The 14,651-nt window shown below is 59.8% G+C and carries 16 protein-coding genes and 1 pseudogene; 4 read left to right on the top strand and 13 right to left on the bottom strand.

Annotated features, from left to right (window positions below):
- Positions 1-2 precede the first annotated feature (2 nt).
- The 9 genes and pseudogenes from OKW38_RS13860 to OKW38_RS13900 form a co-directional block, all read right to left on the bottom strand.
- Positions 3-902 carry a LysR substrate-binding domain-containing protein gene (locus tag OKW38_RS13860; protein ID WP_429363749.1) on the bottom strand — a complete coding sequence of 300 codons (900 nt, stop codon included), beginning with the start codon at positions 900-902 and terminating at the stop codon, positions 3-5.
- A gap of 1,421 nt (positions 903-2,323) precedes the next feature.
- The gene (locus OKW38_RS13865; protein ID WP_429361914.1) at positions 2,324-3,166 is read right to left on the bottom strand and encodes a tetratricopeptide repeat protein; all 843 of its coding nucleotides are present in this window, start codon (positions 3,164-3,166) and stop codon (positions 2,324-2,326) included.
- Positions 3,163-4,113, bottom strand: coding sequence for a Ku protein (locus OKW38_RS13870; protein WP_429361916.1), 951 nt, complete (start codon positions 4,111-4,113; stop codon positions 3,163-3,165). The genes OKW38_RS13865 and OKW38_RS13870 overlap by 4 nt, the downstream gene beginning before the upstream one ends.
- A 217-nt stretch (positions 4,114-4,330) precedes the next feature.
- Entirely contained in the window at positions 4,331-4,798 is a 468-nt protein-coding gene (locus OKW38_RS13875; protein ID WP_429361918.1) for a DNA primase small subunit domain-containing protein, read from the bottom strand.
- Positions 4,761-5,114, bottom strand: coding sequence for a hypothetical protein (locus tag OKW38_RS13880; protein WP_429361920.1), 354 nt, complete (start codon positions 5,112-5,114; stop codon positions 4,761-4,763). Before OKW38_RS13880 ends, OKW38_RS13875 begins: the two co-directional genes overlap by 38 nt.
- A gap of 72 nt (positions 5,115-5,186) precedes the next feature.
- A complete protein-coding gene (gene ligD, locus OKW38_RS13885; RefSeq protein ID WP_429363751.1) occupies positions 5,187-6,467 on the bottom strand; it encodes a non-homologous end-joining DNA ligase in 1,281 nt (426 codons plus the stop codon).
- Positions 6,459-7,066, bottom strand: a pseudogene (locus OKW38_RS13890) (DNA polymerase ligase N-terminal domain-containing protein); the annotation flags it as partial. The gene ligD and the pseudogene OKW38_RS13890, both read right to left, overlap by 9 nt.
- Complete coding sequence (locus OKW38_RS13895) at positions 7,032-7,253, bottom strand: hypothetical protein (RefSeq protein WP_429363753.1); 222 nt, start codon at positions 7,251-7,253, stop codon at positions 7,032-7,034. The gene OKW38_RS13895 and the pseudogene OKW38_RS13890, both read right to left, overlap by 35 nt.
- A 177-nt stretch (positions 7,254-7,430) precedes the next feature.
- On the bottom strand, positions 7,431-7,925 hold the full coding sequence (locus OKW38_RS13900) for a ferritin-like domain-containing protein (RefSeq protein WP_429361921.1): 495 nt from the start codon (positions 7,923-7,925) through the stop codon (positions 7,431-7,433).
- Between the two features lie 558 nt (positions 7,926-8,483).
- Here OKW38_RS13900 and OKW38_RS13905 point away from each other — a divergent pair.
- On the top strand, positions 8,484-9,323 hold the full coding sequence (locus OKW38_RS13905) for a manganese catalase family protein (RefSeq protein ID WP_429361923.1): 840 nt from the start codon (positions 8,484-8,486) through the stop codon (positions 9,321-9,323).
- A gap of 26 nt (positions 9,324-9,349) precedes the next feature.
- Here OKW38_RS13905 and OKW38_RS13910 read toward each other — a convergent pair whose 3' ends face one another.
- Genes OKW38_RS13910 through tnpA form a run of 4 tightly spaced genes read right to left on the bottom strand, consistent with a single transcriptional unit; the run spans position 9,350 to position 12,286 of the window.
- On the bottom strand, positions 9,350-9,943 hold the full coding sequence (locus OKW38_RS13910) for a plasmid pRiA4b ORF-3 family protein (protein WP_429332306.1): 594 nt from the start codon (positions 9,941-9,943) through the stop codon (positions 9,350-9,352).
- 2 nt (positions 9,944-9,945) lie between these two features.
- Positions 9,946-11,487: an IS66 family transposase gene (gene tnpC / locus OKW38_RS13915; RefSeq protein ID WP_429361925.1), complete on the bottom strand. Its 1,542-nt coding sequence runs from the start codon at positions 11,485-11,487 to the stop codon at positions 9,946-9,948.
- Positions 11,488-11,528: 41 nt separating this feature from the next.
- Positions 11,529-11,876, bottom strand: coding sequence for an IS66 family insertion sequence element accessory protein TnpB (gene tnpB / locus OKW38_RS13920; protein WP_090801994.1), 348 nt, complete (start codon positions 11,874-11,876; stop codon positions 11,529-11,531).
- Positions 11,873-12,286 carry an IS66-like element accessory protein TnpA gene (tnpA, locus tag OKW38_RS13925; RefSeq protein ID WP_090801995.1) on the bottom strand — a complete coding sequence of 138 codons (414 nt, stop codon included), beginning with the start codon at positions 12,284-12,286 and terminating at the stop codon, positions 11,873-11,875. The genes tnpB and tnpA overlap by 4 nt, the downstream gene beginning before the upstream one ends.
- Before the next feature lie 192 nt (positions 12,287-12,478).
- Here tnpA and OKW38_RS13930 point away from each other — a divergent pair, with 192 nt between their 5' ends.
- The 3 genes from OKW38_RS13930 to OKW38_RS13940 all read left to right on the top strand — a co-directional run bounded on the left by OKW38_RS13930 (position 12,479) and on the right by OKW38_RS13940 (position 14,521).
- Positions 12,479-12,937 (top strand): hypothetical protein, encoded by a 459-nt coding sequence (locus OKW38_RS13930; protein ID WP_429361927.1) that lies wholly within the window; start codon positions 12,479-12,481, stop codon positions 12,935-12,937.
- 433 nt (positions 12,938-13,370) lie between these two features.
- Positions 13,371-13,493, top strand: coding sequence for a glycine zipper domain-containing protein (locus OKW38_RS13935; protein WP_429363755.1), 123 nt, complete (start codon positions 13,371-13,373; stop codon positions 13,491-13,493).
- 155 nt (positions 13,494-13,648) lie between these two features.
- Positions 13,649-14,521: a YihY/virulence factor BrkB family protein gene (locus tag OKW38_RS13940; RefSeq protein WP_429363757.1), complete on the top strand. Its 873-nt coding sequence runs from the start codon at positions 13,649-13,651 to the stop codon at positions 14,519-14,521.
- Positions 14,522-14,651: the final 130 nt, after the last annotated feature.

The following is a 14,651-nucleotide window of genomic DNA, read 5'->3' on the forward strand; positions in this document are numbered from 1 at the left end:
GCTCAGGGAGCGACTGTCTGACCGATTACCCACTCGCGGAACCGACGGGCGGCAGGTGTTTCCGCACGCTCCGATGGCCAAGTGACAAAGTATGAGCCGCCCATGGTGGCGTAAGAGTCCGATGCCCTGACGAGCGCGCCGTGCTCAAGGAGCGGGTCAATGACCCGGTTCCAACCTAGCGCGACGCCCTTGCCATGCGTCGCGAGCTGCACAATGAGTGGGTAGCTGTTGACAATGATGGTTTGATTGAGCTCTGGTCGTTCAAGCCCCGCCTGTTCGAACCAGGTGTGCCAGGACATCCAGCTACGTTCCGCGTCCTCCAGAACAAGCAGCGTGCAGGACAGCAGTTCCACTGGCTTCAGTTTGCGCCCATCAAGATAGGTCGGCGAACAAACCGGAAATACCTCCTCGTCGAAAAGCTTCCGTGTGTGCGTTCCGGGAACCTCGGGGTTGCGCAGATAGAAAATGCCTACGTCGTACTCAGCTGGCGAGACGGCTCCAAAGTGGTCCCGCACGATGATGCGCAGGTCCACATCGGGATTCGCATCGATAAACGAGCCGATTCTCGGCGCGAGCCAGAATACCGAGAGGCCAGCTGTGCAGGACACCGTGAGACGAGACCTGACGACGCGAGCCATCAGGCTCGACGTAACGCTAGTGCACAGCTCCAACATGCGCCGCACATCCACCGCATAAGTTTCCCCTGCCGGCGTGAGCCTTAGGGTGTTGTGCTCCCGCACGAACAGCCGGCGTCCCAGGAATTCTTCGAGTTGAGATATTTGGCGGCTCACAGCACTGGTGGACAGGTGCAGTTCCTGCCCCGCACGAGTGAAGCTCAGATAACGGGCGCTAGCTTCGAATGCTTGCAGACATGCGAGTGGAGGCAACGGAGAGAGAGCCATGGCGTTCGGCGGACTATCCAGGTTGTAGTAGAGCAACAGGATAGCCCAACGACGTCAGCCGATGGGTCATGAGTGTCCTCGCATATTTCACGGCCGTACAACCGTCACTTGGATAGCGGCTCGAACGGACGGAAGAGCAGTCCGAGGCTGCCTGATAACCTCCACATTCATCAGCGTGGTGCCAGACCATATCAACGTGCCTTTCATGCCGTAAGCGGCGTAAGCGAGTCACTCGACTCGCCAAAATCACCAGTATTGACGAAGCAGACGGCCGCGATTAATGGGTACATCTCCGGCAGGTTCGACGCGAACCAGGGCATCGCATACCTGTTTGCGAGCAAAGAAGATGTGCGTGCCTTCCGACTCATTCATCGAGACGCCGGCGCTGACCGGTGGGGTGCTTGGCTCTTTCGATACTGACGAAGAGGCAGAATCAGCAGGCCTTTCGTGGTGTCGCGCGTGGGTCGATAGCCATGGCTAGTGCGAAACAGGACGGATGTACTTCATCTTTCCCCACTCCCACTCGCTCAGATTTCGGGGAAGATGCTCCGAGCGGGTTGAAGTGTTTGTCTCTTGCGACTCTCAAGTCGATGCTGGGCATATCGCGACAAGTGGTGGACGAATCGATGTGAATCGAAGAAGGAGTACGTTTTCTGAACGTCGCGCGTCCGTACGCAACTTCGTTTGTCCGCGGCCGCTGTGCGTGAGTATCACAAGTTGCGACCTCGAGAAAGCCACTAAACCAGGCAGTGTCTCGTGGACGTGTCGCAAGAAGCCGGCATTTACGGCGACCACAAAAGAGGTGAACTGCTGGAGAGCGGAAAACACGAACCTCGACACGGGCGGTGTTGCGCTTACGGGACTCTCATGCCTGTACAGAGGGCAGCCAGGGAGTGCGCTGCACGGCGGTGACTTCCGAACAGCTTGACGCTTCCTTAAGGGGGCCCCGGCTTGATAGCAGAAACGCCGCTCGTGCGCACAGCCCTTCGTCCTGGTTGCCATAAGCGCTACCCCCGGGATATTCAGAGCCGTACAACAACACCGAGAAGATTTATCGGAATCGCTGTCTTGAGCTAATCTTAGGGGCTTCTCGCTCACGCATAGGGTTACACAGATTAAAGATTATAAGATTACCGGAGTGCTCGACCGAGAAAACGTCTTGCCTGCAGCACAGTTTTCAGAAGTGGATACCCATTTTCCGTGTGTGAAGGCCAAGCAAAACGTGGGTGGAGGACAAGTCACGTCGATGAACTTCGACAGAACAGTTGCGTCACGAGAACGATGCGCAACGCATCTGCAGCTTTGTACGCGCTTGCATCGGGCGTCGCCTGGACATGCCGCATAGTTTCAGCATCCTCATGAACGGGTTGATAGGTCGAAAAGCGTGCTCTGAACCACACGAATCGTCGGCGAAGTCCAGTTCAGCCAATCAACCGGCGATAAGCACTAAGGTGTCGAACTAGACCCTGTTTGTCGCCGCGAATCTCGCTCAGCCGGGCGAGGTTAAAGTGTGCGTCTGCATGCGTCGGGTCAAGTTCTATGCACCGCTGATAGGTCGCCGCCGCAGCGTCATAGCGTTTCAGCTCTTCGAGAACGACCGCGCGGTTGAAGTGCAGTAACGCGTCGTCTGGGAAGTGCTGTAGCGCCCCATCAAAAACGGACAATGCCTCGTCGCAACGCGTTTCTGCCTCGCACAGCAATACGCCCAGATTCGTATAAGCGTGGTAATGCGGTGATGGCGCGAGCTGCAGCACTTTCCGGTACGCCTGCTCTGCGCCAATAGCATCGGTTCCGGTGAGTTGTTCCGCGAGCGCAAACCATTCCTCCGCTTGCTGTTCCCGATTCGCCCGGTTTCGCGGTGCCGAGTCGAGGAAAGCCACATCACCTCGAATAGGCGCCACCTCGAAGTCGAGCAGATGCTGGCCCGAGGCAGCGTCCCATTGGGCCTGTCCCGACCTGACCGCCACGGTCTCGCCTACCGATGTAATTCGGATTCCAGACAGGGGAAGCTCATCAGGGAGGTCGGCTTTCAGCTTGGCAAGCGCCTTCAGAATCTTCCGTGATGAGACTTTCGCTGATTGCAACTGAAATGCTGTGCGCAGGACCACTACATCCTGGAAAGAGAATCGAAGTTCGTTTCTTCTGCCGCGTGCAGGGTGAACAAATCCGGCTTCAATCAGCCCGGAAAGCACCCGACGCGAGACCCCCAGCAGCGATTGAAGGCTGCGCAGCGAGTAATCGTTCGACTGATTCCGTCTGGTCACTTGCGTGCTCGAACCTTTGCCGGTTGCGCCTCTTTGATGTCGGCTTTCGGTGTGGCTCGTTTGACAGGGCGCCTTGGTTTGGCTGCCAACACTTCGACGTCAGCGGCGGTGGTCTTCTTCGTTGCCGTTGTCCTGGCCGGCGCCGTCTGCGCCGGTACGTCCCGTTTCGCCTTGTTGGCGCTGAGACTCGCCCGAAGAGCCTCCATCAGGTCAATTACCTGGCCGCCCGACTCACTCGTGGTCTCCTCTGGAGACACAATCTGCTTGCCCGCGATTTTCCGGTCGATGGCCTCGAGAATCCGCTTTTTCTCCTCGTCCTCATAAGCCGACGGGTCGTAAGCGTCTTCGGAGACCTGGTCGATGATTTGCAGCGCAAGCTTGAGTTCCGTGGCGGTTACGGGCGCCTGCTCGATATGCAAATCGCTCAATGCGCGCACCTCATCTGCGAACAGCAGCTGCTGGAAAACCATGCCGTCTTCAGCGGGCCGTATCTGGACGATGCGGGTTTTGCCTTTATAAGACCATTTGGCGAGTGCGCACCGTTCGCTTTGGCGCATCGCCTGCTGCAGCAGACTGTAGGGTTTGCCACCCCGTTTGTCCGGCGCAATGAAATACGCCTTGTCGTAGTAGAGCAGGTCGACCGATTTTTCCGGCACGAAGGAGACAATTTCTACAACGTGCGTAGCACCCTCTTCAAGCGCCTTCAGCTCGTCCGCAGCGAAGACGACGAACTGCCCCTTTTCAAATTCGTATCCCTTCTTCATATCTGCGCGTGCGACGACCGCGCCAGTGGCCTCCGATATGTACTGCTGCTTGACCCGACCGCCTTCCGGCGTCAACAGGTTGAAGCCGACACCGGCAGCGCTGTCTGTCGCCGAATAGAGTTTTACCGGTATGGACACCAATCCGAAGGATAGCGTCAGCGATGCGATGGAACGCGCTGCCATGTGATTCTCCTGATAGCGGCCGGTGACAGTGTTGCCGGCGCTGCTTGCTAGCCATTCACGAGGGGCCAAAGCTTCGCGAGAGAGAGCATGTCATGTGCCGGTCGGCTGACGACCTTGCGCCGTGCAACCGGCTGGCGTGCATGTACCACGCGCGCTGTCGCGGCACTCCTACTTCTGCCGCCGCGAACCGCTGGACCTTCCGGCGCGAGACGTCTCATCACAGACGCTTTATGACTGACGCCAACGATTGTCTTGTGGACCAGTACGCTTCCCATGGGTCTCGCGTTTGAAAGCTAAGATACTCTCTCGCCGTTTGCACCGTCCAGTGCGCACCGCTTTTGAGGTCTGACAGTTGCTCCCATGACACTGGCATCGAGACACCCATCCCGGGCCGCGCCCGGGCGGAAAACGCGGTGGCGGTCGTCTGCGCCTTGCCGTTGCGCAGATAGTCGACATAGACTTTGCCGATTCTGTTGGCTGGCCCTGACGTTGCTGAAAAGCGGTCGGGAATTGTTTTCGCCAGATGCCCGACGAACGCCTGCGAGAACGCCTTCACAGATTTGTAATCCAGTCTTGGCGTTAACGGCACCACGACGTGCAGCCCCTTGCCGCCGCTCGTCTTTAACCAGGCTTTCAGGTCCAGTTCGTTAAGCAATGCCCGGACAAGAAGCGCTGCCTCCTGCATCTGCCTCCTGCATCTGCTTCCACTTCACGCCATCGCCGGGGTCAAGGTCAAAGATGACCCTGTCGGGCTTGTCGATTCGCAGAATTGTCGAGTTCCCGGTATGGAACTCAACGACATTCATCTGGGCCGCCGACATCAGCGCGTCCGCAGTATCGACGGTAAGCAACGGCGGGTGATTCACCCACAAACTGCGGTCATGCGCCGTGAGACCGGGCATCCCCGTCTTCTCAGCGTGCTTTTGGAAAAATATCTGACCAGATATGCCGGTAGGTGCGCGGACCATTGCAAGCGGACGGTCCTTCAGGTGAGGCAGCATCCACTCGATAACGCTTTCGTAGTACCGGACCAGGTCGAGTTTTGTAACGCCGCTCGACGGGTCAACGATACGCTAAGGATGCGTGACTTTGACCTGCGAGACAGGCGCGGGCGTCAGCGTTTCTCCGGACTCGCGGACGACGCGGCGCGCCGGTTTGTCGACGCGCAGACCTTTGAACGACGCCTGCCGAACAACACCTTCCGCAGTCCACTCGGCGAACTCGACCTCGGCAACCAGCTCAGGACGTACCCAGCGTTCGGCGCCGGCGGCACGCCTGGACCAACGACCCGGCTTCGTTACAGCGACGTCAAATGGTGTTGCGTCGCGCTCAAGCGGTGTCAGGCGAACCCATAGGTCCCGACCAGTGCGGGTGTCCCAACCGGTGCCCACGCTGCCAGCGTCGTGGAGCTTGTTGCCCACGTAGTAACCGAGCAGCAAACTGCCGACTTCACCATCCTTGCCGCCTCTCGCAGTGAAACCACAGACGACCAGTTCGTGCCGCAGTCGGCATTTAGCCTTCAACCACGTCTGCGTCCTTCCCGATTCATATCGCGCGTCGCGGCTTTTCAACATCAGACCTTCGAGACCTAATCCCGCGGCGGCCTCGAATATCTGGGCCATCGGAGCGTCGAAGTCCTGACTGAACCGTACGCGGTCGCCATCCTTCTGCAGAAGCTGAGAGAGCAGCGCGCGCCTCGCCCACAGCGGGACGTTTCTCAGGTCTTTCCCAATACAGTACGGCAGGTCGAATAGAAAATAGACAATTTCCTGATTCGCTGCACCGTCTATCGCATTCTGGAGGGCGCCGAAATCGGGCAGACCGTCTCTGAGCACGACTATTTCACCATCAAGCCATCCGCTGGAGACAGGGAGCTTCTCGACCTCTGTGGCCAGCCTCGCAAGCTTTTTCGTCCAGTCGTGCCCGCCGCTCGTAAACAACCGCACACGCCCCTTGTTCACGCGGGCGAGCATTCTGTAACCATCCAGCTTCGACTCAATTATCCAGTCACCGCTCGTCGGTAGCGACGAAGCTAGCGACGCGCGCTGCGGTTCGAGTTTGGCGGGCAGCGCCGCGCTAACTGCGGCAGACAGGTCTATCTGTGGTTCACTACCGCGCCCAGGCCGCGCGACTTTCGGCTCCCGTTCTTCGACAAGCCCGAGCGGCTTCGTGGTAATGCTGTCGGGAAGCGCCTTGATAACGTCGTATTCCGCGAGCGGTTGCGCCCACTCGTCGCGCTTTTTGAAGAGCATCCACTGGTCCTGCTTGTCCTCCGGCCTGGATATACGGACGAGCTCCCACAAACCGGCGAGCTTTTCGCCATGGAGCCGAAAGACCAGCTTGCCGGCCTTCATTCCCTTGCGCGGGTCTCCGACCGGCTCCCACGCCCCTCGGTCCCACAGTATCACGGCGCCGGCGCCGTAGTGCTTGGGTGGAATCGTTCCCTCGAACTTCGAATACGCGACCGGATGGTCCTCCACATGGACCGCCATCCTTTTCTCCTTCTGGTCGTAGCAGGCCCTTTTGGCAGGGCCCACGAAAGGAGCACCCCATCCAGTTCGAGCCGGAAATCGTAATGGAGCCGGCTCGCCCAGTGCTTCTGCACGACAAAACCAGCATTTGCTGGCCCGACAGATGTGACATCTGACGGCGAGGGTTCAGGCGTACCCTCGAAGTCTCGCATTTTCCCGTAGCGGCTAAGACGCGGAGAAGTCGGTTGACGTGCTGAGACCATGATTGTTTTCCAGCAGGAAGCGAATGCGTAGGCCGTGTCCGGACCCCGTGCGCCGGAGGTACCACCTCGTGGCGGCAATGCTTCGCGCACGGCACGAGCTGTGAGACTCCAAGGGTCGAACTCGGTATAGCTATTGCGCATCCGGGAGGACTCACCGCCGCGATGTACCGTGTCGACACGGATGTTAGCTTCGAGCTTCCATGCCCTGCAGTTCGCCATGCTTGTGCGAATGTGTCGCCGCGTATTTCAGCTCGAAATGCGCACCCTTGCCGCTACGCGTCGGGGGAAAGTGTTCGCCTTCCACGCAGGTGACCTCGAAAGTGTCCTTCCCATCATCATGTACGACCGCGTAGATGCCAGACACTTTCACGGTTTCGCTCGGCTTATATGAATTGTCGCCTGCCATCATCCTTTCCTTTTGAATGGTTGAGGACAGCCATCCAGCAAGCGTCGTATCCGTCGCCCCGTCGCCAAGGCTTTTCGGCATCTCGCCCTGAAGGCCTATCGCTTGCCGTAGTTCCGCGCGATTTCCCGGCGCTCGCGGTTTCGTTCGCCCGCCCGCCGCTGGCAAGGGTCGGGCGGCCTACTTCCCCAGGGCCTCTGCCGCCACCTTTTCTTCTGCGAGCAGAGATAGCTTGTCGTCAGTCGCCTTTTCCTCTTGCAGCGTTTCATTGAGAAGTGTGACGGCAGCCGTTTCGCCAAGCTGTTTGGCCAGTGCTATCAAGGAGCCATATGCTGCAATTTCGTAGTGCTCCACCTTCTGTGCTGCCGCGATGAGGGCTGTATCCAGCACCGGTCCCTTCTCGATTTCGTCAATCTGCTCCTGGCCTTCTTCGACCAGTCCGTCCATGGCGACGCACTTGACACGTTTGAGTTTGATTCCGCTGGCTTCCACTACCTGGTCAATTCTTTCAATCTGGCCTTGCGTTTCTTCCAGGTGCGTCTCGAAGGCCGAGCGAAGTCCCGGGTTCGTCGCTGCACGTGCCATCCTGGGAAGCGACTTTGTCATCTGCTTTTCGGCACTGTAAATGTCGGACAGCGAATGAATGAACAAATCCTTCAACGTCTTCGTAGGCATGTCTACTCCTTAGTCGGTTGGGAACCGCCTCTGCAAGAAAGCGCGGTGTGAGCGCACCGGCGCAATCACCATTCCCGCTCGGCAACGTGCTTGACCCGACGGAACACCCGCGCCTAGCGTGCGGCGAGACAATTCCCAGACGTCTCGGGCGCTCGCCGTCTTGCAAACTTCTCGTTGCAACAATCGCCGCGCGAGCGCCGGAATGTCTTCGCGATGAGCGGCTGTAGAGACGTGTCCCTACCAGGGCCAGGAGGGTTGCACCGCGTGGGAATTCGAACGCCGCGTGACGAAGACTCGGCGCGATTGCCGCACTTCACCGGTCAGGAACGCTGCATGCGCGGTGTCCAGCGCAATGTTCTTTCCACCGTGTAGCCTCGCTGCACATTCGCCAGAGCAACCCAGTTCTGAGACCCGGGCGCCCAGCAGGGTGCGGCATTCAGGATTGCAGCGTGTCGCTGTCCGGGAGTTACCTAACCAGCCAAAGTAACGTGCGCATCGCTGTGACGGCAGGTCCGGCCATCCGGTAGCCCGTTACCCGGCCTCCTATGGAGAAATGACATGTTTGTGCACAACAAGCGGCTTCAATATACGGTGCGCGTCTCAGCGCCGAATCCCGGCCTCGCCAACCTCCTGCTGGAACAATTCGGCGGACCGCAAGGTGAGCTGGCGGCAGCCTGTAGATACTTCACACAGGCGGTCGGAGAGGATGACCCCGGTCGGAAGGATTTGCTGTTTGACATTGCAACCGAGGAGCTGAGCCACCTGGAAATCATCGGCTCTATCGTGACAATGCTCAATAAAGGCGCGAAGGGACAACTCGCAGAAGCTGTGGAGTCGGAGGCCGAACTCTACCGTTCGCTCACAGGCGGAGGAAATGATTCGCACACGACAGCGCTGCTGTACGGAGGCGGCCCGGCTCTTACGAATTCAGCCGGGGTTCCGTGGAGCGCGGCGTACATCGACACTATCGGTGAGCCGACGGCAGACCTGCGTTCAAATATAGCGGCGGAGGCGCGCGCAAAGATTGTCTACGAGCGACTGATGAACGTGACCGACGACCCGAGCATTTCCGAAGCGCTTGGCTTCCTCATGACGCGGGAGATTGCTCACCAGAAGTCCTTCGAGAAAGCCCTGCATTCAATTCAACCAAACTTCCCGCAAGGCAAGCGTCCTGGCGTGCCCGAATTTACGAACGTCTATTACAACCTGTCACAGGGCGATGATGCGCCACGCGGTCCCTGGAACGACGGCCCCGGTTGGGAATTTGTTGAGACGCCCGAACCTGCCGTCGATGGGGGCGATGGGTTGGCTTCCGCCAACATCTCCGGCGCGGACGCGAAAGTGCTGAGTGCGATGGCTGCACGGACAGCTTCGGACACAAGTTCTGACCCAACGTAAGCGACATTTGAAGGCCGCCTTGACGATCAGAATTTGATTTCGAAGAGGCGTTCGTTGACGCTCTGGAGGTCAAAGGCAACAGGATCGAAACTACCGCCGCACCAGTCGAGCAACCGCTGGTGTTCGTCATGAGCCGGATCGATGATCGCGTCGAGGAACTCGATGTAGCCGGGTACGCCGCCAACATCTTCCGGTGGACAGGCATTGCGGCCGTCCAGGCAGAGGGGCGAGCGCAGCTGAGGGTCAGGTGGCAAGACCTTCTCGACCTTCACACGATGCTGCCAGTTGTCACCGTAATCGTAGATGTAGGTGAATGACTTCAGTGCACCGAGCGCCTTGCCCAGGCTCACCCGCGCTTCGTTGAGCATCGGTGGGTCACTCGGGAAGTCCGGATCGGGCACCCCGTAGTTGATGTCGCCGAACACGAATTCGTGCAGGTGGCCGCCATCCCAGCCCATCGCCCACAGCAGCACGACGTGCAGCTTCGGCAGCCTGATCGAGGCAGGGACCAGTACCCGTCTCCAGACCGCCGGCTTCAGATACTTCAGCTCGATGCGCAGCTGGTAGACCGGTACCTGTGAATTGACCGCGCGTAACGCGGGTTTGCGAGTCGATGCCATCGTCATGCGGCCTGCTGGAATGGCTGCTCCACCGGCATCAAATGCCACGGCAGCAACGCGTCGATCCGGTTGATGGGATGATCGGCGATGCGCTCGAACACCATACGCAGATACGCATACGGTTCGATGCCATTCAGGCGTGCCGTGCCGATCAGGCTGTAGATGACCGCCGCACTCTGTCCACCGCCGTCAGAACCGGCGAACAGATAGTTGCGCCTGCCGAGAACCAGCGGCCTGATCGATCGCTCCGCGGTGTTGTTATCTATCTCGATGCGTCCGTCTTCACAGTAGCGCACCAGCGCCGGCCAGTTCCCCAGCGCATACCGGATCGCCTTGCCAAGGCCTGACTTCGCCGAGACCTGCGCGAGCGTATGTTCCAGCCAGTCCTTCAGTGCACCTGCGAGCGGCAATGCCCGCGCCATGCGCACGGACTGCCGGACCTCCGGCTTGTGGCCGCGCACCTCGCGCTCGATGGCATACAGGGCTGCGATGCGGCTGAGTGCCTCCTGCGCCACTGGCGAACGCTCCAGTTCGTACAGGTCGTAGAACTTGCGCCGCACATGCGCCCAGCATGCTGCCTCGATGATCGTGCCATCGCGGTACAGCGCATCGTAGCCACTAAAGGCATCTGCCTGCAGGATGCCCGACCAGCCCTGCAGATGCGTACGAGGTCGCTCTCCCTTGCGGTCGGGCGAGTACTGGTACCAGACTGCCGGGGGTGCCCGGCTGCCCGCCGGCCGGTCATCGCGTACATACGTCCACAAGCGTGCCGTACGTGTCTTGCCGCGTCCGGGTTCCAGCACCGGGACGGGCGTGTCATCCGTATGGATTTTCTGCGCCTCACGCACATACCGGCCAACGGCATCCGCCAGCGGCTGCAGCAGTGCGGCGCACTCGCGAACCCACGAGGCCAGCGTGGCACGATCGAGTTCAATGCCGGCACGGCGATAGATTCCTACCTGCCGGTATAACGGCATATGGTCAGCGTACTTGGCGACCATCACCTGTGCCAGCAGACCCGCACCGGCCATGCCACGTGCGATCGGGCGCGACGGCGCCGCTTCCTGGACGACCTTCGCACAACGGCTGCAGCTCAGCCGGGGGCGCACGTGGCGGATCACCCGGAAGTACCCCGGCACGTAGTCCAGCATCTCGGAGGCGTCTTCACCCAGCTTGCGCAGCCGGCCACCGCATTCGGGGCAGTCGCAGCCCTGTGGCCGGTGCTCCACCACCTCGCGTGGCAGGTGCGCAGGGAATTCGCGCGAGCGGCGGCGCAGTGGAACCACCGGCGCTGCCGTGTCTACGGGTTCATCCGACGCCGCTTCTGGCGCCGATGCGGGCACGGCACCTTGTTGCGGCAGTGTCCCGTCACCCAGTGCGAGCTGCAATTGTCCCGTCAGTTCTGCCATGCGTTCCGACGAGCGCCCGTACTGCCAGCGCTTCAGACGCGAGATCTCGGCGAGCAGGCGCGCGATGGTTTCTTCGCGCGAAACAAGCATGCGCTTGAGTGTGTCGATGTCGTCGGGGAGTCGGTTGACTGGCATGTCTGGGAGTTTACCAGGCACGTTCAGAAGTGGGGGCAAATTTACGCGGCGCATGTGGGCTTCCACGTCCGTTCGGGGCGTCGCCAGTCGATGCCTTCGAGCAGCATCGACAGTTGTGCCGCCGACAGATGGATGCATCCCGCGTCGGCCTGCGGCCAGATAAAACGGCCTCGCTCCAGGCGCTTGACGTACAGGTTCATTCCATCGCCACTCCACCACAGCAGTTTCACCAGATCGCCCCGGCGACCACGGAAGGCAAACACGTGGCCCGAGAACGGGTCTTGCTCAAGGGCCACCTGCGCCAGTGCAGCCAGACCATCCATGCCACGGCGCATGTCGGTGACGCCTGCGGCGAGCCAGATGCGGGTGCCGGTCGGCAGCGCGATCATGCCGGCCTCAGGCAATGCAGCACCAGTCGCAGCTGGGCTGGGTCTACCTTCCCGCTCACTCGCACGCGTGCGCCATTGAGCTCGATCTCGATACCTGAAGTCGCGGCTTCCTGTGCGCGCAATGGCAATTGCGCTGTCGGCACCGGTAGCGACGAAACCGCCATCGAATCATCCGGCGACATCGCCACCGGAACGAACACTGCCGTCTCGCTCACCGTCCTGTTGTCCAGCAGACCAGCACGGTACTGCCTGCGCCACTTGAACACCATGTTCGGATTCAGACCGTGCGACTGCGCGAGCTTTGCCACCGAGATGCCCGGCTCGCACGCTGCCATCGCAACTTCACGCCTGAATTGAGGCGCGTAATTCGGCCGCCCCTTGCGGCTCCCGGCACAGTCGATCTCTGTCATCAAAGTGGTCCCCACTACTCGAAGTGATGGGCATCACTTTGGACACTCTCAACGTCGACGTCGATACGGCCTTCAAATGACGCTTACGACCCAACCACCGGTGCCGACCTGGGTTCGGGATACGAAGAGGCAGAGCCGAAAGAGTGAGGGTACTCATCAGTGGCGGCGTAAATCGTCGCCACTCCGCCCGCGATGGGCGCGGTAGTCAAATACCACCGGCAAAGCCGGTCGCTTGAGATTGTGAGCGCCTCAAAGGCGCCCATAAAACCGAGAGCCGCCCGTGGCGGCTTACTCCATGACCAGCTTCATCTGGTCATACCGCTCGTCCTCTTCTTCCTGATTGCCGATGTGCGCTCGCGCCATGTGCTCGTCCAGACAAGCAGACCTCAGACGAAAACTGTCGAGAAAATTGCGCTCACCCTGATTTGCGGAATACACCTTGCTGTATCAATTCATTCCACCCAACCGGAGACTGAAATGGCCACCAGCCCGAAGCAGAAGAACCCCGCAAGTGACAAGTCCGAGGAGGATGTTGACAAGGCTGTTGAAGAGAGCTTCCCCGGCAGTGACCCACCTGCGACAGGTGGAACAACCCGGATTGAGTCAGAGGACGGCGAAGAAGCCGACGAGGACGAGCCTAATCCGCAGTAATCGCATACAGGCGAGAACATGTGTCGACGCCCAGGAAACTGCCGCAGCGGTCTACGGGGCACATGACGCGCCAGTCGCGTTCGACACCTGGACCGCAGGCCGCAGTGGACAGCGTTCGCGGGAGCTTTGACAGGCAACAAGGGGAGACCGTCATGAGCACAAATGCAAGCAACGCAAACACGCCGACCGAATTCGCACCGCCGCGAGACGTCGCACCGACACATCAAGCTCGGCGCTTGGTAATGCGCCGTCTCCAACCGCGCCCACGGAGGTTGAGCCGCTGGACGGGCCAGTCGTGCTCGCGCAACCACCTGTCGTCGGTACTTCAGCGCCGGTAGCGCGCTTCGGGGGTACAGAGTCTGGAACTGCGGCCGACGTCTCCAGACCCGCGCTCGAGGTGGCGAAGAGTGCGTTCACCAGCGCGCAAGCAGCCGTGTCAAGCGGATACCGGACCGTCTCCGCCTCGACCGACGAATTTGCGCACGAGAGTCCATGGAAGTCCATTGCCTTTGCAGCGCTCGGCGGCATCATTATCGGGATGCTGCTAGCGCGATAAAGAGAGTGATATGCACAAACCGCTGACTGGCTGCGCGAGCCGGAGCAGCCAGTTAGCCAGGCTCTCTTTTTCAGGCTTCCCCGCAGGTTTAGCGCGCGAGGTTCCGTATGTTGCGTCAGGTAAAAAATCAAGCCGTCCAGCGCAAGCTAACCGTGATGGCCATCGCGCGGACCGCCATCAGCAAATTCTTGGATGACCGTTCGTCAATGATGGCCGCGAGCATCGGCTTCTTTTCCGCCTTTTCGCTTGCCCCAACCCTCCTCATCGTACTTGCCGTCGCCGGATGGTTCTTCGGGCCGGACGCAGCCAAAGGGCGGCTCTTTGACCAGGTCAAGGGCGTTCTTGGCAACGATGCTGCGAGCGCAATGCAATCTCTCGTCGAACACGCACATAGGGCAAGCGGAAGTGGCATCGCCGCTGCACTGTCTATTGTCCTTCTGGCTGTCGGTGCTTCGGCGACGTTTTCGTCGCTCAACACCGCTCTGGATGTCGTGTTTGGCGCAGAGTCGCCTAAAGGTATCGCCGGACTAGCGCTCCTGCTGCGCGCGCGTCTGATTTCCTTCGGGATGGTCATGGGACTGGGTTTCCTGCTGGTCGTGTCCCTTGTCTTGGACGCGGCCATACAGTTTGCCGGCCATGCGATTTTTGGTGACTCCAGTTTGGTTGTGCTCGCGGCGGTAGGTGAATCAGTCTTCGGGCTGGTGATACTCGCGATTGGGTTTGCTGCCCTTATCAAGTGGCTGCCGGATGCAAAGGTGCATTTTCGTCATGCGCTTATCGGCGGTGTGACTGCATCGGTGCTTTTTACGGCTGGGAGGCATCTCTTCGCGTTTTATCTCGCCCATGCCGGCACCGCAAACTCGTTCGGTGCGGCAGGCTCTCTTGCCGTGCTGATGATGTGGCTATATTTCTCTGCCGTCGTTTTCTTATTCGGTGCGGAAATTGCCGCATCCATCCGGGAGGCGTCACAGGCACGGGGCGAAAAGCTTTCTGACCTTTCGCCGCAGAAGCAGGGTCCAGGTAGATGAAATTGCGGCGGCCGCGATTAGCGTGATGCTGTACGCAGTGTCCTCTTGTCGCGAGCGCGAGTGCAGAGCCGACGGGAGCTTCTGGAGCTGCTCCATACTTTGCGTAATGTCGAACCGCAACGGCGCCCTC

Source organism: Paraburkholderia sp. MM5496-R1, assembly GCF_050436205.1.
Lineage (GTDB): Bacteria > Pseudomonadota > Gammaproteobacteria > Burkholderiales > Burkholderiaceae > Paraburkholderia > Paraburkholderia tuberum.

Excerpts from the sequence above, each read along its gene's own strand:
- OKW38_RS13930 (WP_429361927.1), top strand. The coding sequence starts at position 12,479 with ATGGGCGCGGTAGTCAAATACCACCGGCAAAGCCGGTCGCTTGAGATT.
- OKW38_RS13880 (WP_429361920.1), bottom strand. The coding sequence starts at position 5,114 with ATGCTGCCTCACCTGAAGGACCGTCCGCTTGCAATGGTCCGCGCACCT.
- OKW38_RS13910 (WP_429332306.1), bottom strand. The coding sequence starts at position 9,943 with ATGGCATCGACTCGCAAACCCGCGTTACGCGCGGTCAATTCACAGGTA.
- OKW38_RS13895 (WP_429363753.1), bottom strand. The coding sequence starts at position 7,253 with ATGGCAGGCGACAATTCATATAAGCCGAGCGAAACCGTGAAAGTGTCT.
- tnpB (WP_090801994.1), bottom strand. The coding sequence starts at position 11,876 with ATGATCGCGCTGCCGACCGGCACCCGCATCTGGCTCGCCGCAGGCGTC.
- OKW38_RS13905 (WP_429361923.1), top strand. The coding sequence starts at position 8,484 with ATGTTTGTGCACAACAAGCGGCTTCAATATACGGTGCGCGTCTCAGCG.
- OKW38_RS13860 (WP_429363749.1), bottom strand. The coding sequence starts at position 902 with ATGGCTCTCTCTCCGTTGCCTCCACTCGCATGTCTGCAAGCATTCGAA.
- OKW38_RS13875 (WP_429361918.1), bottom strand. The coding sequence starts at position 4,798 with ATGCAGGAGGCAGCGCTTCTTGTCCGGGCATTGCTTAACGAACTGGAC.
- tnpC (WP_429361925.1), bottom strand. The coding sequence starts at position 11,487 with ATGCCAGTCAACCGACTCCCCGACGACATCGACACACTCAAGCGCATG.
- ligD (WP_429363751.1), bottom strand. The coding sequence starts at position 6,467 with ATGAAGGCCGGCAAGCTGGTCTTTCGGCTCCATGGCGAAAAGCTCGCC.
- tnpA (WP_090801995.1), bottom strand. The coding sequence starts at position 12,286 with ATGACAGAGATCGACTGTGCCGGGAGCCGCAAGGGGCGGCCGAATTAC.
- OKW38_RS13940 (WP_429363757.1), top strand. The coding sequence starts at position 13,649 with ATGGCCATCGCGCGGACCGCCATCAGCAAATTCTTGGATGACCGTTCG.
- OKW38_RS13870 (WP_429361916.1), bottom strand. The coding sequence starts at position 4,113 with ATGGCAGCGCGTTCCATCGCATCGCTGACGCTATCCTTCGGATTGGTG.
- OKW38_RS13900 (WP_429361921.1), bottom strand. The coding sequence starts at position 7,925 with ATGCCTACGAAGACGTTGAAGGATTTGTTCATTCATTCGCTGTCCGAC.